The 18,663-nt window shown below is 65.7% G+C and carries 15 protein-coding genes; 7 read left to right on the top strand and 8 right to left on the bottom strand.

Annotation, left to right across the window (positions count from 1 at the left end):
• Positions 1 to 15: 15 nt before the first annotated feature.
• The gene (locus tag ACWPMZ_RS05990; RefSeq protein WP_455703094.1) at positions 16 to 1,293 is read left to right on the top strand and encodes a hypothetical protein; all 1,278 of its coding nucleotides are present in this window, start codon (positions 16 to 18) and stop codon (positions 1,291 to 1,293) included.
• On the opposite strand, the gene ACWPMZ_RS05985 is transcribed toward ACWPMZ_RS05990, so the two are convergent.
• The 5 genes from ACWPMZ_RS05985 to plsY form a co-directional block, all read right to left on the bottom strand.
• Positions 1,290 to 1,472: a hypothetical protein gene (locus ACWPMZ_RS05985; protein ID WP_455703093.1), complete on the bottom strand. Its 183-nt coding sequence runs from the start codon at positions 1,470 to 1,472 to the stop codon at positions 1,290 to 1,292. The genes ACWPMZ_RS05990 and ACWPMZ_RS05985 overlap by 4 nt on opposite strands.
• A 186-nt stretch (positions 1,473 to 1,658) precedes the next feature.
• Positions 1,659 to 4,214, bottom strand: coding sequence for a type I DNA topoisomerase (topA, locus tag ACWPMZ_RS05980; RefSeq protein WP_455703092.1), 2,556 nt, complete (start codon positions 4,212 to 4,214; stop codon positions 1,659 to 1,661).
• 74 nt (positions 4,215 to 4,288) lie between these two features.
• Entirely contained in the window at positions 4,289 to 4,543 is a 255-nt protein-coding gene (locus tag ACWPMZ_RS05975) for a hypothetical protein (RefSeq protein WP_455703091.1), read from the bottom strand.
• A 21-nt stretch (positions 4,544 to 4,564) separates the two neighbouring features.
• Positions 4,565 to 5,677 (bottom strand): DNA-processing protein DprA, encoded by a 1,113-nt coding sequence (dprA, locus tag ACWPMZ_RS05970; RefSeq protein ID WP_455703090.1) that lies wholly within the window; start codon positions 5,675 to 5,677, stop codon positions 4,565 to 4,567.
• On the bottom strand, positions 5,674 to 6,255 hold the full coding sequence (gene plsY / locus ACWPMZ_RS05965) for a glycerol-3-phosphate 1-O-acyltransferase PlsY (protein WP_455703089.1): 582 nt from the start codon (positions 6,253 to 6,255) through the stop codon (positions 5,674 to 5,676). Before plsY ends, dprA begins: the two co-directional genes overlap by 4 nt.
• A gap of 62 nt (positions 6,256 to 6,317) precedes the next feature.
• Here plsY and murI point away from each other — a divergent pair, with 62 nt between their 5' ends.
• The 4 genes from murI (at position 6,318) to ACWPMZ_RS05945 (ending at position 10,780) form a co-directional block, all read left to right on the top strand.
• Complete coding sequence (murI, locus tag ACWPMZ_RS05960) at positions 6,318 to 7,112, top strand: glutamate racemase (RefSeq protein WP_455703088.1); 795 nt, start codon at positions 6,318 to 6,320, stop codon at positions 7,110 to 7,112.
• A gap of 109 nt (positions 7,113 to 7,221) precedes the next feature.
• Positions 7,222 to 8,442, top strand: a complete 1,221-nt coding sequence (gene hemA / locus ACWPMZ_RS05955; RefSeq protein ID WP_455704172.1) for a 5-aminolevulinate synthase — start codon at positions 7,222 to 7,224, stop codon at positions 8,440 to 8,442.
• A gap of 248 nt (positions 8,443 to 8,690) precedes the next feature.
• Complete coding sequence (locus ACWPMZ_RS05950; protein WP_455703087.1) at positions 8,691 to 10,151, top strand: sensor histidine kinase; 1,461 nt, start codon at positions 8,691 to 8,693, stop codon at positions 10,149 to 10,151.
• Positions 10,148 to 10,780 (top strand): response regulator, encoded by a 633-nt coding sequence (locus ACWPMZ_RS05945; RefSeq protein WP_455703086.1) that lies wholly within the window; start codon positions 10,148 to 10,150, stop codon positions 10,778 to 10,780. Before ACWPMZ_RS05950 ends, ACWPMZ_RS05945 begins: the two co-directional genes overlap by 4 nt.
• Here ACWPMZ_RS05945 and ACWPMZ_RS05940 read toward each other — a convergent pair.
• Together ACWPMZ_RS05940 and ACWPMZ_RS05935 are read right to left on the bottom strand one after the other, a co-directional pair.
• Entirely contained in the window at positions 10,777 to 13,335 is a 2,559-nt protein-coding gene (locus ACWPMZ_RS05940) for a hypothetical protein (protein ID WP_455703085.1), read from the bottom strand. The genes ACWPMZ_RS05945 and ACWPMZ_RS05940 overlap by 4 nt on opposite strands.
• Before the next feature lie 104 nt (positions 13,336 to 13,439).
• Positions 13,440 to 14,501: a hypothetical protein gene (locus tag ACWPMZ_RS05935; protein WP_455703084.1), complete on the bottom strand. Its 1,062-nt coding sequence runs from the start codon at positions 14,499 to 14,501 to the stop codon at positions 13,440 to 13,442.
• 424 nt (positions 14,502 to 14,925) lie between these two features.
• Between ACWPMZ_RS05935 and ACWPMZ_RS05930 the strand changes: the two genes are divergently transcribed.
• Both ACWPMZ_RS05930 and ACWPMZ_RS05925 read left to right on the top strand, forming a co-directional pair.
• A complete protein-coding gene (locus ACWPMZ_RS05930; protein ID WP_455703083.1) occupies positions 14,926 to 15,102 on the top strand; it encodes a hypothetical protein in 177 nt (58 codons plus the stop codon).
• 91 nt (positions 15,103 to 15,193) lie between these two features.
• Positions 15,194 to 17,404: a putative bifunctional diguanylate cyclase/phosphodiesterase gene (locus ACWPMZ_RS05925; RefSeq protein WP_455703082.1), complete on the top strand. Its 2,211-nt coding sequence runs from the start codon at positions 15,194 to 15,196 to the stop codon at positions 17,402 to 17,404.
• Here the strand turns inward: ACWPMZ_RS05925 and ACWPMZ_RS05920 are convergent, their stop codons facing one another.
• Positions 17,405 to 18,595, bottom strand: a complete 1,191-nt coding sequence (locus ACWPMZ_RS05920) for a type III PLP-dependent enzyme (RefSeq protein ID WP_455703081.1) — start codon at positions 18,593 to 18,595, stop codon at positions 17,405 to 17,407.
• Positions 18,596 to 18,663: the final 68 nt, after the last annotated feature.

Genomic DNA, 18,663 nt, shown 5'->3' with positions numbered 1-18,663 from the left:
TGGCATGAGCGGCGGATGGACCCGGGTTTTCCCGAACACTCTGTAACGCTGCGCCATGCGGAGGTGATGGAAGCCGCCGTCGCCGCGCGCGGCGGGCGGCGGGCCGCGAGCCTGCTGTTCACGCTCGCCTTGCTGCTCGCGCTGATGCTGGCGATCGCCGGCGGCCACATGGCGGCGTTCATGCTCGCCCAGGTCCTGCCGTTCGAGGCAATGATGATTTTCGCGCCCTACGGCTCGACCGTCGTTCCCGCGCTCTTTGCGCTGGTGGCGCTGAAGATCGTCCTCGACGCGGAGTCGCGGCTGGCGGGCAAGGCATACCTCGCCAAGATGCGTGCGCTGGGCATCCCGCTCGAACGGGCGGCAACCTACCGCGTGCTGAACGAAGGACTGCAGCTCGCCACCGAGCGGGTCGACCTTCTGGTTCGCTGGCCCGCAATCGACAGCGTGGAGAAAGGTCGCCTCGGCTGGGCGATCTCGGGCGACCAGCTGACCATGCTGCTCCCCTACGCAAGCTTCGCCAGCGAGGAAGAGCAGCGCGCCTTCCTCGCGGCCATCGTCGGGCGAATGGACCAGGCCCATCGCAATCGCAGCCGCGATGCCGTCGACTTCGCGGAGAAGGCGAAAGCGGCTCCCGTGCTTCCGATGGAGGCCTTGCCGCTCCATCCTGCCCCCGCTTCGTCCGAACATCCCGATCCGTCCGGCCCAGTGGTCGAGGGACGTGGCTGGCTGACCCAGCAACAGGCGAGCTGGGCCGCGGCGATTATGTACGCGCGGCTCTCTCACCACCGCTTCCACCAGGTCGCATACCCGTTGCTGGCGACGGGGGTGGGATTCTTGCTCGGCTTGTTGCTGACCACTCTTGCCGGAACTTTCCTGGGGCTCGGTCTGCAGCCCTGGCACCCCGCCGTTTACGTCACCGTCGCATTCGGCATTCCGCTACTCGGCGCTTGCCTCGGTTTCGTCTTCGGCCAGCGCAGGCTCGCCATCGTCCTGGCCAAGGCTTGGCGGCAGGAACTGGACCGGCGCGGCGTGCCCGACCAGGTCGAGGCGACCTACGCGCTGGGCGAGGACGGGATCGTCTACCGGACCGACCGGTTCACGGGCGAGGCGGCCTATGCCTCGATCCACCAGGTGCTGCGCATAGCGCCCTACTGGATCGTCGCCGCCGACAGCCTGACCCTGTGCATTTCCGACGATTGCTTCGCCGACGCCGGCCAGGCTCGGGCATTCATCGCTGCCCTGCTCGCCCGGATCGAAGAACCGGCGCGCGAGCGAAGCGACCGGGTGGCCTAGCGCTTCTTCAGGATATCGATCCCGTTCGACTTGGCGAAGTCCTTGGTCGATTCCTCGCTGCGGTTGAGCGCCTTGGCGATCTCGCGCAGGCCCTTGCCCTTCGCGGCCAGCGTCCGCAGCTGGCCCGCTTCTTCGGCCTTCCACGGCTGTTTGTGCCGCTCGAAATGTTCTTTCGCCATGGTTGGCGCGCTCCCTCGAATTAGCATTTTCCCACATGGGCCGAAATTGCCATGCAGGGTCCGCTCTTTCTCAATCTCAGTTCACCGCCCCATTCGACCCGCAGCAGATCGGGCACGGAACATGGCCGCACCCCCGATCTGCCGCGACCGATTCAGGTGTCACCTTTGTGTATACTTTCGCATTTTCTAATCTGCTTTCGCCTTCTTTGCCGCCGCCTTCTTTGCGGGCGCCTTCTTCTTGGCCGGGGCCTTCTTCTTCGCCCCCTTCTTCGCCGCGGGGCCCTTCGCCACGCGCGCGTCGATCAGGGCGATGGCCTGTTCCTCGGTCACGTCCTCGGGCTTGGCGTCGCGCGGGATCGTGGCGTTGGTCGTGCCGTCGGTGACGTAGGGGCCATAGCGCCCCGGCATGACCTTCATCTCCCCGCCGCTCACCGGATGGTTGCCGAGCGTCTTGATCGGCTCGGCTTTGCCCCGCGTGGCACCGCCGCGATTGGCGGCCTGGGCCAGGATATCGACCGCACGATTCATCCCCACTTCGAACACCTCGCGGGTGCCCTGCAGCTTGCCGTACTTGCCGTCATGTCTGAGGTAAGGGCCGTAACGCCCGATGTTCGCCTCGATGTCTAGCCCGGTCTCGGGGTGCGGCCCGATGATGCGCGGCAGGCCGAGCAGCTTCAGCGCCCATTCCAGGTCGAACTCGGGCAGGTCCTTCGGAATGCTCGCCCGCTTGGCCTCCTTGCCCTCGCCGAGCTGGACGTAAGGACCGAACCGGCCCGCCTTGCGCTGGACCTCGAGCCCCGTCTCCGGATCGGTGCCCATCGCCTCGTCTTCGTTCGCACCGTCCTCGCCCGGTTGGCCGAACTTGCGGCGGAAGCTGCACTCCGGGTAGTTCGAACAGGCGACGAACGCACCGAAGCGCCCGCCCCTCAGCGACAGCCGCCCGCCCTCGCGTCCTTCGGCCACGCACTTGGGGCACTGGCGGGGGTCGCCGCCGTCGGCCTGCCGGGGGAACAGATAGTCGGAGAGGAATTCGTCGAGCGCCTCGGTTACCTCGGAGGGCATCCGCTCCATGACCTCGTCGCTCTTGGGCTTGAAGTCGCGCCAGAAGGCTTCCAGCAGCTTCTTCCAGTCTTCCCGCCCGCCGGACACGTCGTCGAGCTCGTCCTCCATCCCGGCGGTGAAATCGTAGGCCACGTAGCGCTCGAAGAAGCGCTCGAGAAAGGCGGTCAGCAAGCGGCCCGAATCCTCGGCGAAGAAGCGGTTCTTCTCCATCCGCACGTACTCGCGGTCGCGCAGGGTCTGGATGGTCGAGGCGTAAGTGGAGGGCCGGCCGATGCCCAGTTCCTCCATCCGCTTCACCAGGCTCGCTTCGGAAAAGCGCGGCGGCGGCTGGGTGAAATGCTGGGTCGCGGTGACCTCGCGCTTCAACGGGCTGTCGCCCTTGCGCATCAGGGGCAGCAGGCCCTCGCCGTCCTCGTCGTCCTTCTGGTCGCGGCCTTCCTCGTAGACCGCCAGGAAGCCGGGGAATTTCACCACCTGGCCGGTGGCGCGCAGCTCGTGCCGGCCGGTCGGATCGCGCAGCGTCACGGTGGTCCGCTCCAGCCGGGCGGACGCCATCTGGCTGGCCATCGCGCGCTTGAAGATCAGGTCGTAGAGCCGCGCCTCGTCGCCCGAACCGGCGCGGTCCCGGGTGAACTCGGTCGGCCGGATCGCCTCGTGCGCTTCCTGCGCGTTCTTGGCCTTGGTCTGGTAGATGCGCGGCTTCTCGGGCAGGAAATGCCCGTCGTAGCGATCGGCCACCGCCTTGCGGCAGGCGCTGATGGCGCTGCCGTCCATCTGCACCCCGTCGGTCCGCATGTAGGTGATCGCGCCCGCTTCGTAGAGTGACTGGGCGAGGCGCATCGTGTGGCTGGCCGAAAAGCCGAGCTTGCGCGCCGCTTCCTGCTGCAGGGTCGACGTGGTGAACGGCGGCGCCGGATTGCGCGTGAGCGGCTTCTCCTCGACCTCCTCGACCGTAAAGCGACCGGCCTCGACCGCCGCGCGGGCGGCCTGGGCCGTTCCCTCGTCGCCGATCGTCAGGCGATCCAGCTTCTTGCCGTCGTAGGTCACGAGGCGGGCGGTAAAGCCGGTCCCGTCCTGCTCCATCGCCGCGGCGACCGACCAATACTCCTGCGGGCGGAAGGCTTCTATCTCGCGCTCGCGGTCGACGATCAGGCGCAGCGCGACCGACTGCACCCGGCCCGCGCTCTTGGCCCCGGGCAGCTTGCGCCACAGCACCGGGCTGAGCGTGAACCCGAATAGATAGTCGAGCGCGCGGCGGGCGAGGTAGGCATCGATCAGGTCCTGGTCCAGCGCCCGCGGCCGGCCCATCGCCTCGGTCACTGCGCCCTTGGTGATGGCGTTGAAGGTGACCCGCTCGACATCCTTGGGCAGCGCCTTGCGCTTGGCCAGCAGGTCCATCACGTGCCAACTGATCGCCTCGCCTTCGCGATCGGGGTCGGTGGCGAGGATCAGGCGGTCGGCCTTCTTGGCCATGTCGGCGATGGCCTTGACCTGGGCGCGGTTGCGCTGGTCCTGGTAGACTTCCCAGTCCATCGCGAAGTTCTCGTCCGGCCGCACGCTGCCGTCCTTGGCCGGCAGGTCGCGGACGTGGCCGTAGGAGGCGAGGACCTTGTAGTCCCCGCCGAGATACTTCTCGATGGTCTTCGCCTTGGCCGGCGATTCTACGATGACAAGCTGCATTGGAAAGAAACGATGCCCCTTACGTGTGTACGTACGCGCGAGGGTGATGTGGCGGCGGCGACTTCGTCAAGCGGTCAGGAGAAAGTCTCTGCCAGTTCGGACGATGAGGCACCGAGCAAACGATAGACGCCGATGGCGAAGGAAATCAGAGGTATTATCCTAAATTCGCTCGCAAGGCCGATGGAACAAAATATGCCACCTCCGGTCAAACCGGTCTGGCCGATCAAGCCCCTCAGAATGCGGCCAATCATGTTAGCAATTATCAGCGCCCCGAATACCAGGAGGAAAAAGGCCAGCATCACGATCCCGGCATTGCCAAAGCCGTCCACCGGCCGGTGCCGCGCCCTCACTCAGGTCCGGGAAACCCGGCCGCCGGCGTGACGCGAAAGTTCGCCCACCAGTTCGAGCTCGAGCAGCGCCATCTGCACTTCCGCCGCGCTGGCGCCCGACTGGCGGATCAGCTCGTCGACCGCGACCGGGGCGGTCGTCAGCAGGGCGGCAATGTCCGCCGGTTCGGCCTCGGCCCAATCGTCAGGGGCGAGATCCCAGCTGGCGACCGGCTCGCGGAAGGTCGAGCGCGGCGTGCCATCGAACCCGCTGAGCAGCTCGACCACGTCGGCGGGGGTCTGCACCAGCACCGCGCCCTCGCGGATCAGGTGGTTGCAACCCTGTGCGCGGGCATCGAGCGGGCTGCCCGGGATGGCCATGACCTCACGGCCCGCCTCGCCCGCCAGTCGGGCGGTGATGAGCGAGCCAGACTTCGGCGCCGCCTCGACCACCAGCGTACCGCTCGCGAGCCCGGCGATGATCCGATTGCGGCTGGGGAAATGGCTGCCCCGCGGCTCGGTGCCGGGCGGCTGCTCCGCGATCAACAGCGCCCGCGCGGCGATGTCCTCCTGCAGGTCCGCGTGCTGCGGGGGATAGGCGATGTCGATCCCGCTGGCGATGACGCCGATGGTGGACGGCATGGCACCCAGGTGCGCCGCACCGTCGATCCCGCGGGCGAGCCCCGAGACCACCGTCAGCCCCGCTTCGGCCAGGGCCGCGGCGAAATCGCGCGCCAGCTTGACCGCTGCGGCCGATGCATTGCGCGCGCCCACCAGGGCGACGCACGGCCTGGCGGCGAGCGCGAGATCGCCGCGCACGGTCAGGATGGGCGGGGCCCCGTCGATTTCCCCCAGCAGACGCGGGTATTCGGCTGAATCGTGGAACAGGTAGCGCGCCCCGGCCCGGCGCACGGCGATGACCTCGCGTTCGATTGCCTCGGCCGGGGCCGGCCGATAGTCCCGGCTGCCCCTGCGGACGAGATCGGGCAAGGCATCGAGCGCGCTGCGAGCATCGCCGAAACGGCGCAGAAGCTGAGCGTAGCTGACCGGGCCGATATTCGGTGAGCGCAGCAGGCGGATGCGGGCGAACGCCTCCTCCTGGCCGAGCGCGGATCGCGGATCGGACGAGGCGGTCACCGCCGCTTGCCGAATTGCGGCTCCTCGCCCTTCAGGAGGCGAGCGATGTTCGCCCGGTGCTGGAACAGCACCAGCGCCGCCATGGCCGCCAGCCACGGCGCCCACTGCGGACCGCCAAGCACGGCAGCGGCGATGGGCGCCGCAACTGCCGCGGTCATCCCGCCAAGCGAGGAAATGCGCGTGATCAGCAGTATGACGATCCACACCAGCGCGAACGCCACCCCGGCCGGCCAGAACAGCCCCAGGCTGACCCCGGCCATCGTCGCCACGCCCTTGCCGCCGCGGAAGCGCAGCCAAAGCGGAAAACAATGCCCGATGATCGCGCCCACGGCAGCGGCACCAAGCGCGTCCGGCCACAGGTGCCGGGCGACGAGCACCGCGGCCAATCCCTTTGCGAGATCGAGCAGCAGGACCGCCGCCCCCAGCTTCTTGCCGCCGGCGCGCAGGGCGTTGGTCGCCCCGATGTTGCCGCTGCCGACCTGGCGGATGTCCCCCTTGCCGGCAGCCCTGGCGAGCAGCAGCCCGAAAGGCACCGAACCCACGAGGTAACCGGCAAGAAATGCGAAGACCCAGTTCACCGGCCCGTCCTATCCGCTTGTCCCGCTTGCCTGCAACAGCGAACGCGGGAATAGGACCCGCGATGGATGCATCGTCCCCGATCCTGATCTTCGATTCCGGCGTCGGCGGGCTCACCGTGCTGGCCGAACTGCGCAAGGTCTTGCCGCAGGCGCCGGTGATCTATGCCGCCGACCTGGCCGGATTGCCCTATGGCGAAAAGAGCGAGGCGGAGATTGCCGCGCGGGTATCCGGCCTGCTGGGGCGGATGGCGGAGCGGTATCATCCGCGGCTGATCACGATCGCCTGCAATACGGCGAGCACGATCGCCCTGGGCATGGTGCGCGACGTGCTCAACGTGCCGATCGTGGGTACGGTGCCCGCCATCAAACCGGCCGCGCTGATGACCAGGAGCGGCACCATCGGGCTCCTCGGCACATCGGCGACCATCCGCCAGAAGTACGTCGACGAGCTCGAGGGGAAGTTTGCTAGCGGCAAGCGACTGCTGCGCCACGCCTGCCCCGACCTGGTGGCCGCCGCCGAGGCGAAGTTGCGCGGTGAGACTCCCGATCCCGCGGTATTCGCCGCCGCCGCCGCAGGGCTGCGCGATCAGCCCGGAGGCGATGCGATCGACACCGTCGTGCTGGCCTGCACGCACTTTCCGCTGGTGGCCGAAGAACTTTCGCGCGCCTTCGGCTCCTCCGTCGGCTTCGTCGACGGGGCGCAGGGGATCGCCCGGCGGATCGAGGCCCTGATGAAGGGACAGGACTTCGCCCGCGTGAAGCCGGATTTCGCTGTCGTCACGGGTTCGCTGCAAGGCGCAGCCGCGCTGGCACCCAACCTGGCCCGGTTCGGGCTGGCCGGGGTCGAGGTATTCTGACTCAGTTGCGATTCGTTCGCAAACTCCGTCCTTTAAACCGCGCGCGCCATGTCCTAATCCGCCCTTGATTCGACAGCCGCCGGGACGGGCGGTGCTGATGGATGTACCGGTGAACTACGACCAGATCTTCGACCAGGCGATCGATCGGCTGCACGCCGAAGGCCGCTACCGCGTGTTCATCGACATCCTGCGCAACAAGGGCATGTTCCCCAATGCGCGGTGCTTCGCGGGGCACAACGGCCCGAAGCCGATCACGGTCTGGTGCTCCAACGACTACCTGGCGATGGGCCAGCACCCCAAGGTCATCGCGGCGATGGAAGAGGCCCTGCACGATGTCGGCGCGGGATCGGGCGGCACGCGCAACATCGGCGGCAACACCCACTATCACGTCCATCTCGAGGCGGAACTGGCCGACCTGCACGGCAAGGAAGGCGCGCTGCTGTTCACCAGCGGATACGTTTCCAACGACGCCACGCTTTCGACCCTGGCGCGCCTGCTGCCGGCCTGCGTCATCTTTTCCGACGAGCTCAACCACGCCAGCATGATCGCCGGCATCCGCAATTCCGGGTGCGAAAAGCGGATCTTCCGTCACAACGACGTGGCGCACCTTGAAGAATTGCTCGCCGGCGAGGATCCGTCGGTGCCCAAGCTCATCGCGTTCGAGAGCGTCTATTCGATGGATGGCGACGTCGCCCCGATTCACGCTATCTGCGACCTGGCCGAGAAGTACAACGCCCTCACCTACATCGACGAGGTCCACGCGGTCGGCATGTACGGCCCGCGCGGCGGCGGCATCACCGACCGTGACGAGGCGGCCCACCGCATCGACATCATCGAAGGCACGCTGGGCAAGGCCTTCGGCGTGATGGGAGGCTATATCGCAGCCGACAAGCGCATCATCGACTGCGTCCGCAGCTACGCGCCCGGCTTCATCTTCACAACGTCCCTCAGCCCGGTGCTCGTCGCGGGCGTGCTCGCGTCGGTCCGGCACCTGAAGCAATCGAGCATGGAACGCGATGCCCAGCAGGCCGCCGCGGCCACGCTCAAGAAATTGTTCCGCGACGCCGGCCTGCCGGTGATGGAATCGACCACGCACATCGTGCCGCTGATGGTCGGCGATCCGGTTCGCGCCAAGCGGATCAGCGACATCCTGCTCGCCGAATACGGCGTCTATGTTCAGCCGATCAACTTCCCCACGGTCCCGCGCGGGACCGAGCGGCTTCGCTTCACTCCGGGCCCCGCCCATGACGAAGGCATGATGCGCGACCTGACCGTAGCGCTGGTGGAAATCTGGGATCGGCTGGAGCTGGAACTGCGCAAGGCCGCCTGACCGTTTTGGCCGGGCACCGCGAAGCTAGTCCTACGGAGCCCGACATTGCGCTGACAGCGGCGCGGGACCGGGGCGAATTCGCCAGGTTGTTCGAGGATCGCTCGGGCAGGATCATCGCTTTCACGCGGTTCGTGCTCGCCGCGGTTTTCTATCTCGCCTTGTGGTTCGATCCCTCGCAGCCCGTGCGCAGTTCGGTCGAAGGGTACGCCATACTCTTCAGCTACCTTATCTTCGCCACGGGCCTGACGATGGTCGCCTGGCGCAGCTGGTGGTGGGACCATCGCCTGGCCTGGCCGGCGCACGTCCTGGACATCCTGGCTTTCCTTGCCGCCGTCTATTTCACCGAAAGCACCAGGGACGACTTCACCAGCCCGTTCCTGGCTTTCTTCGCGTTCCTGATGCTCTCGGCAACGATCCGCTGGGGATGGCGCGTCACCGCAATTACGGGGTTTTCGGCGGCAGCGCTTTATCTGTGCGCGGGATTGGCCATGGAGAGTCTGTCTTTCGAGATAGACATTCAAAGGTTCGGCCGCCGCGTGGTCTACATGGCGGTCCTCGCGATCATCCTCACCTGGCTTGGGCACCAGCGCCAGCGCCAGTCGACGCGCCGCTTCCTGGAACGCGCCATCTCCTCGGACGAGCGCCGGCCGCCGATGGACGATGCCTTGCGCTATGCGATGGCCGAAACCGACGCGCGCAGTGGCGCGATCGCCTGGGAAGAAAACGACGAGCCGCAGATCGAGCTGCATACGATAGGCCTTCCCTGCCGAAGCGGACGCCTGCTACCGGACCAAATCGGGATCAACTACGTCTTCCCGGCGTCGGGGCGGCTGTTCGACCGGCGACGTGATCGCATCCTCTACCTCGACGACACCGGCGGCTGCGTTGCCGCCTCCCGGCCGTTCGACGACGCGGTGGCAAAACATTGCGCGATCGACGAGGGCTTGGCCATTCCCTTCACGGCGGTGACGGGGCGCGGTCTCGTGATCCTCGGCCAGATCCCCGGCGCCTGCGCCGACCATGTGGTCAAGAGCGAGGAAATAGGGCGCGAGATCGGGGCCGGCTTCGATCGCCACTCCACCTTGTCGCTGGTGCGGGAGAACGTCGTGACGCTGATGCGCGACACCGTTGCCCGCGACCTGCACGACACGATCGCCCAGTCGCTCGCGGGGGCTGCCTTGCGCCTTGAAGCCCTGCGAACCTGGATCGCGAACGGTGGCGACGCGGACGAAGAAATTCAATCGATCAAGGCCGCCTTGAAGAGCGAGCAGGCGCAGGTCCGTTCGATGATCAATCGCCTGCGCAGCGGTGAAGACCTTGCGCCGCAAATGACGGCGGCGCGCAGCCTGGGCCCGATGCTGGGCGATCTTTCCACTTACTGGGGTGTCGAAGCGGACCTCGCCGGGCGAAGCGGCGAGATTGCGATACCGGGCAGCCTGGTTCACGAGCTACGGCACTTGATCCGCGAGGGCGTCGCCAACGCAGTGCGTCATGGCGGGGCGAGCGAGGTGTCGATCGAGCTAAGGGAAGAGGAGGACCTTCTGGTTCTGACGATTGCCGACAACGGCAGCGGTTTCCCTCCCGATCAGGGCGCCCGCCCCAGGACCATCAGCGAACGAACGGCGCAACTGGGCGGACGGCTGGATATCTCCAGCTCTGCGCAAGGCGCGACACTGCAACTCCAATTGCCGCGAGGAACGAAACGATGACCACAGTCCTGCTGGCTGACGACCATCCCTTCATGCGAGCGGGCGTGGAGGCCGTGCTGCGCGGAACCCACTTCGATCTGGTGGCCACAGCCGGTTCGGGAGACGAGGCGCTGGCGCTGGTCGGGCGGCACAACCCCGATATCTGCATCTTCGATATCCGCATGCCGGGCAGGAGCGGGGTGGAATGCCTGCAACACATGCGCGAGCGGGGGGACAACCGCCCTGTCATCCTCCTGACCGCGGAGCTGGCCGATCGGGTCCTTCTCGAAGCGGTTCGCGCCGGGGTCAATGGCATCGTTCTGAAGGACGTGGCCGAGGAAGCGCTGGTCGACGCGCTTCGCAAGGTCGAAAGCGGACAGCGCTCGGTCCCCGAGGAACTGCTCCAAAGGGCACTCGACCTTTCGCTGACGGGCGGCGTCGTCGATCCACTCTCCCCGCTGGCACCGCGCGAACGGCAGATCGCGTGCCATGTCGGCCGGGGCATGCGCAACAAGGAGATCGCCGAAGCCCTTTCGATGTCGGAAGGCACTGTGAAGGTCTACCTCCACACGATCTACCAGAAGCTGGGAATCAAGAACCGGACCGAACTGGCGCTCATATCCCACAAGCTGGACGACACCCCGCGCTAGAAGACCTTGCGCAGTTCGACGGACACGGTGCGACCAATCGGATCGCGATAGATCGGCTGATAGGACTGGGGGACCTGGCCGGCATTGTTGCTGACGGTCTGGCGCCTGTTGAGCACATTGGTGAACGACAGCGATGCCCGCGTCCGCCGCAGCAACCGGCTTTCCGGCAGTAACTGGCCGAGATCGGCGAAGACCTTCGCATCCATTGTCACGAGGCTGCCGAAGGTCAGCAGATCCGGCGTGGCTGCCGACCCGATCGCGAGATAGCTTACGCCGCGCCGGCGCGCATTGAATTGGGCACCGGTACCGCCGCGGGCGAGCGACAGCGAAAGATCGCTCGCGTTTCGCACGGTCCCCGCCCCGCCGAGACCGATGGCACCCCCATCGAGCAGGTCGACCTCGGGCAGACCCTCCCGGATCACCGTCTTGCTCGCCAGAGTGAACGTGTGCGAGGCGTTGACCTGCAGGATGAGATCGGGAACGCTCCGCGGCACGCTGCTGGCAACGGCGGGATCGGCGGGCACGAAGCGGCCCTTGGCCAGGGGAATCGACCAAGCGGTGCCCAGCCGCAGTTGCGAGGTCCGCTGCCGGGCGAAGTTCACGGAACGATTGTCGACCAGCACCAGCGTGCCGCTTGCATCCCTGACGAACCGGTCCGGAAACGCTGCCACGATGGCACTGCTGGGCGGAGGCAAGGCGCCCAACTGGTTGTCGATGTCCGTCACGAAATAGTCGGCGGACAGCTGCGCTCGATACTTTTCGTACGGGCTGAGGTTGAGCGACAGCATGCGCATGCGATAGCGATCGTTGGCCAGCTGGCCGCCGCCGCCGTAGATCGTCGTAACGTAGACCGTCTTGCCCGCGACCGGATCGAAGAACGGGCTGTCGGGAGTGACGCTCTGCGGCGCCCCGGCAAGTTCCGCCGAAACGGCGTGCTCTTCGCTCGATTCGCTGGCGGAAATCCTCGCCCAAGGCAGTGGTGACCAGTTGAAGGCGACCGCGTAGCGCTCCAGCTTGCCGAACCGCCCGGCATCGCTGCGGCCGATGTCGACGGCGATGTCGCTGTTGCCGACCAAACCGAGAATTCCCTCCTCGCCGCCGGTCAGCGGAACCGTGATTCCCGCCTTGGCGGTATAGACGTGCTGCGCGAAAGTCCGGGCGCCGTTCAGCGGATCCTGCGTGGTGATATTGCTCCATTGAGCGGACAAGCCGAAACGGGCCTGGACATCCCCTGCCCACAACCGGCCCACAGGCCCCTGCATGTCCGCCGAGACCTGCTGCGAACCGCTCTTTCCAGTGGTGATCCGAGACGTCACCCCGAGGAGACCGGGCAGGCTCCCGTCGAAGGGATTGGCAACGGCGATCACGTTTCCGCCAACCGGAGGGCCGGAGAACTGCGTAAGGAACGAACGCTGGCCCGACGTGACCTGCCCCAGTATCGTGGCATGCCATTTGCCCCACGTGAGGCTGGCAGTGGTGGAAAACGACGCCTGCCTGTTTCGGCTGACCGAATGCAGGGGCCTGTCGGAATCGGACACCGAAATGTACGCGGGCTGCGAAAGAGGGGTGAACGGGTTGGTCGACGGTATCAGGAACCGTGCCGATGGCAGTCCGGTCACGAAATCGCCCCGCAACCAGCCGAGACGGCCGTTGAACGACACGCTTGCCCAATCCGCCAGGGTCTTGTTGCCCGACAAGGTCATCTCGTAGCTTTTCGACTCCCCGCGCAAGGTGGCGTAGTTCGAAAGCACGCTGGGATTGGTCCGGTTTGCCCCTTGGAGAAGGCTCTGGATCGTCGGCCGGACATCTCCCCCGGCCAGGGCGACGATCGTTACCGGCTGACCGAAAGCGGCGCTAAGCGCCGGGTCGATCTGCAAGCCAGCAGCGGGCGTGAGGTTGCCGGTCGGCGAAAAGGGATAGAGCTCGGTACGGGGGACGAAATCCGGTCGCTCCGCTTCGCGCAGCGGATCGGAATCGTTGACCTTGAACGAAAAGTTGGCCCGGTCCTTGCCCTTGATGAAGGTCCAGATCACTTCGCCGCGCGTCGACGCCCACCCCCCCTCCGTGGCGGTTTCGCGGTTGCCGGACAGGGTGACCGTCCTCACGGATGGGCGGAGAACCAGGTTGTAGACCCGCTCGCTCGCGCCGCCGTTCATGCGTTGTGCGGCACCGCGCGGCAGTTGCTCGACGCGGGCGATGGCTTCCATCGGCAGGTTGGCTACGTCGCCGAGGTCACGCACCGGCTGGCCGTTGACCAGGATTGCGGGGTCGCGATCGTTGTTCTGCCGGCGCAGGATCTCGATGACCTCGCCGATGGTGCTCACGGCGTAGGATTCGACTTCGTCGGAGGTATAGGTTCGTTCGACGGCGACGTCGGAAAGTGCGGCGACGATGGCGCGCTGGCCTATGACGACGATTTGGGTCGCGTCAGCTTCGTCGTCGGTCTCGGCCGCTTCGGCCGCGCTCGCTGGCGGGGCTTCCTGGGCGCGCAAGGTGCTTGCTGCAAGAAGCGCGCAGGATAGCGCCAAGGCCGAGTAGGGCTGGGAAAATCGCATCTCTGATCACACACCGCCTGGATTGAGCTTCGATATCAAAGCCCGACCGGCCACGAAAACGCCCCGCCGGCATGGCCGGCGAGGCGTGAATTCGCACGAACTGCTTAATATGAGTAGTTCGGCACCGAAATATAGGTTCCGTTGCTGCTGTCGGTGCCCGCACCCCACGGCGCGACCTTGAACCACTCGGTGGTGCACTTGGTCGGGCTCACGGTTTCGTAGCCGTTCTTGGCGACCCACGTGCCCGGGTTGCCCTTCTTGGCCTGCGCGCCGGTGGTCGGCGAGATGCAGATCACGACCTGGCCGACGTGATAGTCGCCGCCGATGGCCTGCACGGGGCCGCCGCTCGTTTCATGACCCGACAGCGTGTCCTGCTGGTCCTGATTGATGGGCGTCTGAGCGATCGGCGAGCCGGCGTCGACATAAGGATCCCAGAACTCGGGGTCGGTGTATCCTTCCTGGGCCGGCGCGGTGACGATGAATTTGCACTGCTCCTTGTTCTCGCCCCAGAACGGCAGGGTGTTGCCAGTAGAGTTGTAAGCCGCGCAGGCACCTTGCGGAAATTCGCTCGCCGGCCCTTCAACCGTCGTCCCGTTGTCGTTGCCGTTGCCGTGGCCGAAGTTCCAGTTCAGGTAGTATCCCTGCACCGGAACCGGCGGATGGACGACCGCCTCGTGATAGACCGACACCTGTATCTGGCAGCTGAAACCATAGGCGAAAGTCGAGTTGAACGCGCTGGTGAAGTCGTACTCGCTGTCCGACCAGCTGCCGCTCGTCGACCACTGATCGCCGAACATGTTGACGCTGCCGCCGACGCGGAAGGGATCGCCTTTGATGTAGGCGGCGGCGGGGGTGTAAACGCCCTTGCCGACGATGTTGCTCTTGGTGCGCGGACCAACCTCGGTTGGCGTCCCCACCGACGTTGCACTGCCCGCAACCACGACACCGCGATAGAGATCGCTCTGGGGTACGCCCGGCGTGGGGTCGAGAGAAGCGGCCAGGTTCGAGCATACAGTGGCCATGGCGGCGAGCGTCGTTCCATTGGCGCCAACGGCGACGGGGTCGGTGACGGTCGCCGTTCCCGTGGTGAAGGCCAGGGCCGGGCCCGAAAGGACCGAGGCGATGGCGGTTGCCGAAATGGCAAGCAGGTGGATTGATTTCTTCATCGTGGAACCCCTCTTTTCAAAATAGGACCGGGGAGCGCAGGCGCTCTCTTGTCACATGTTTACAGGTGCGAACCCCGCTCAGCCGATTTCCTCAGCGAGTCGATGAATAGTAAATACGCCGTTAACTATTTGAGAGCGAGTCAAATTATCGCGCTGTAGCGAAATGAGACTTTCCAGTTGACGAATACCGTTCTGCTTAACAAAGGTGTTAAGCAACACTACCCAGTCGATCTCTATTCAAGAACTTTAGATATACTTCCTTTATACCTAAAGTTAGTTTCCGGGGGTCTTGCGGATTGCCGCGCCTGACTTCGTCGCGCTCCTCGCTCGCCGGGACGGTTGTCGAGGCATTTTCAACCGTCAATCCACGATCGCTTTCCATTCGCCACCGAAGTGCCCCGATTAACCTTGGACAGGACTGTTCATGGTCGAACGGCGTATTTTCGAGCCCGGCGCATGGGCGCATCAATCGGCTGGCAGTCTCGGCCAGCAAACGGGCCGGGTCTGCGCAACTGGTCATATCTGCATCCCCTTAGTGCAGATCGACGGCGGGGTGGGTGCCATGCCCATCCCGCCATCTTTCGTGGGCATGATCGGCTGAAACTCGCCCACGTTAGGCTCATGGTAAGCAAAATCTGGCAGCAAGCAGGGCGTAGTCGCCAATCGCGCTTGCCCGAAAGTTTGCTCATCCGATGGACCTGTCCAGCTTCTTCAGAAACAAGCCGAGCGATGGCGAAGTCGCTCCGGTCCAACTGCCCCCCGGGGTCATCACATCGGCCGACGCGGCCGGGCGCCTGGGAATCCTCGACGATTTCGAGCACGCCGGTATCGGCTGGATCTGGGCGACCGACGGCGATGGTCGGTTGATCTACGTCTCCGACAGCGCAGGCGAGAAGCTGGGGCATCCCGTCACGGATCTGCTCGGCGAACCGCTGATCCAGCTGTTCGAAACCGACCCCGACAATCCAGAACAGGGCTCCGACCGTCCGCTCAAGTTCCAGCTCAGCGCACGCAACAAGCTGACCGATCTCGTCGTGCGCTTCCTGCCAGGCTCCGGCTTCGGGCAGCGCAACACGTGGTGGCTGCTTTCGGGCCATCCCAAGTTCGACAACAAGGGCAAGTTCCACGGTTACCGGGGCAGCGCCCGCGACGTGACGGTGGAGTACGAGCGCAAGCTCGAGGATTCGCGGCTGGCCGAATACGATTCGCTTACCGGGCTCGCCAACCGCCACCGGATGACCCGGCGGCTCGAAGGCATCCTGGCGGCCTACAAGAGCGCCAAGCGCAGCTGCGCACTGATGATGCTCGACCTCGACCGCTTCAAGCAGGTCAACGACACGATGGGCCATCCGGCGGGCGACGAACTGCTCCGCCAGGTAGCCGAGCGCCTGCGCAACATCGTCGGCAACCAGGGTGAAATCGGCCGCCTGGGCGGTGACGAGTTCCAAATCATGATTCCCGACATCGACGATCGCGGGAAGCTGGGCGAGCTTGCCGGCAAGATCATCCAGATCGTCAGCCAGCCCTACCCCATCGACGGGAAGCGCGCGATCATCGGCACCTCCGTCGGTGTAGCCGTCGCTCCCTACGACGGGCTGGAAAAGGACGACCTCGTCAGGGCGGCCGATCTGGCGCTCTATGCCGCCAAGAAGGGCGGCCGCGGCACATACCGCTTCTTCGCAGCCGACCTGAAGGACGAAGAGGAAGAGCGGCGCCTGCTGCTGGACGACCTGCGCGAGGCGCTGGCGACCGAGCAGCTCGAACTGCATTACCAGCCGGTGGTGCGCACCAGCGACAACATGGTCGTAGGGTTCGAGGCGCTGATGCGCTGGGAGCACGAAGAGCGCGGGTTCGTCAGCCCCGGCGTCTTCATCCCCGCCGCCGAGGAATCGAATCTCATCAACTCGCTGGGCGAGTGGGCCCTGAAGACGGCCTGCACCGCCGCGCTGGAATGGCCCCAGTCCGTCCGCGTCGCGGTCAACGTCTCCGCGGTGCAGTTCGCCAACGCAGCGTTTCCGGAAATCGTGATGAACGCGCTCACGGCGTCGGGGCTGGAGCCCGATCGGCTCGAACTCGAACTGACCGAGAGCGTCTTCATGGGCGACAGCGACACCGTGGACAACACGTTCCGGACGCTGAAGGAACTGGGCGTTCGCCTCGCTCTCGACGATTTCGGGACGGGTTATTCCTCGCTCAGCTACCTGCGCTCGGCCCCGTTCGACAAGATCAAGGTCGACAAGAGCTTCGTCGATTCCTGCACCCAGAAGGATCAGAACAGCGCCAAGATCATCACCGCGATCATCGGCCTGTCAGAGGCGCTGGGGATGGAGACCACGGTCGAGGGCGTCGAGGCGTTCGACCAGCTTGAACTGGTCATGGCCCGGGGCGCGAAGTTCGTTCAGGGATGGATCTATTCCAAGGCCCTGCGGATGGACGAAATCGCGGCGCGCATGGGCAGCGGCGAATTCAAGATCGTGCCCGACGGTCCGGAAACCTACCGCGCAGAGCGGCGCAGCGTCTTCCGCAAGATCGGCGTGATCCACGACGACCATCGCTACGACGCGGTCATGCGCGACCTGTCGAAGACCGGCGCGTTCATCGAAGGGTTGATCGGCGTGCCGCTCGACACCGGCCTGGTGCTCGACCTGTCGGGCGGGCAGCTTGTCGTCTGCCACGTCACCCGCTCGCAGGACGCGCAGATCGCCGTCGAGTTCGAAACGCCGCTGATCAGCGACGGCGCCGGTGGCCTTTGCACCCGGCACCGCGTCTCGCCCTATGCGCTGGCCGCCGCCGGCATGCCGCTGGGTGCGCTGCCGCAGGGCAACTATCCGCTCGAGCAGCTCCAGCGCGGCCAGCAGAGCAAGCCGCAGTTCCTGCAGGTCACCAGCGGCGCCGCCGGGTAATCACCTCAGGCTGACGACGTTGTCGCTGCTGCGCGGATCGGCCCTGTCGCCGCGATAGAGGCTGGCCATCGGCTCGTCTTCCACTGTCACTGCGATCGCTTCGCCGAAGCCGTTGAAGCCGGTCTTCATCGCCGCGCCGTACGCGCCGAGCATGCCGATCTCGATGTAGTCGCCGGCCTGGATGTCCGCCGGCAGCAGGAAGGGACCCTTCATGAAGTCGGCATCGTCGCAGGTCGGTCCGTAGAACGCAAAGTCGGCCAGCGGCTGCTCGAGGTCGTCCTCGAGGGCCGCGACGGGAAACCGCCAGGCCACGTGCGCGGCATCGAACAGCGAGCCATAGGCGCCGTCGTTGATGTACAGCTCGTCGCCGCGGCGCTTCTCGACCTTGACGATAAGGCTCGAATATTCGGCGCACAGCGCCCTGCCCGGCTCGCACCACAGCTCCGCCGAATAGGAAATCGGCAGCGCTTCGAAATGGCGCGAGATCAGCGCGAAGTAGTCCTCGAGCGGCGGAGGCTCCATGCCGGGGTAGCTGCTGGGAAAGCCGCCGCCCACGTCGACGATGTCGACGGTCACGGCCGCCTCGGCGATCGCCGCGCGAACCCGCTCGAGCGCCTGGACATAGGCGAACGGGGTCATCGCCTGGCTGCCGACGTGGAAGCACACTCCCAGCGCATCGCAATGCTGGCGCACGGCGCGCAGCAACGGGGCGGCATCGGCAAGGTCGACGCCGAACTTGGAGGCAAGCGAAAGCTCGGAGAACTCCGACGACACGCGCAGGCGAACGAGCAGGTTGAGATCCTGCGCGCCCTTCGTGCGCTCGACGATCTTTTCCATCTCCTCGACGGTATCGAGGCTGAAGGTCCGCACGCCGTGCTCGAAGTAAGCTTCCTCGATCGCGCTGGGCGTCTTGACCGGATGCATGAAGCACAACGTTGCTTCGGGCAGCAGGTTGCGCACCAGCCGCACCTCGGCGATCGACGCGACGTCGAAGTGCGTGACGCCCGAATCCCAGAGAATCTGCAGCAGGTCGGGCGAGGGATTCGCCTTGACGGCATAGAGCGACTTGCCCGGGAACTTCTCGCTAAAGAAGCGGGCCGCACGCGCCGCTGCATGCGGGCGATTGAGGATAACCGGCTGATCCGGCGCGAAGGCGCGGACTACAGACGATGCGTCAGGATAGCTGTGCAATTCAAGGGACCCCCAACGGTAGTTTCGGTTTAAGCTGCCTTGCGGTTGGAAGGTCCCATGGGGCAGCG

This window comes from Tsuneonella sp. HG222 (assembly GCF_053819185.1).
The sequence above is the reverse complement of the archived record's forward strand: the minus strand, read 5'-3'. Positions and strand labels throughout refer to the sequence as shown.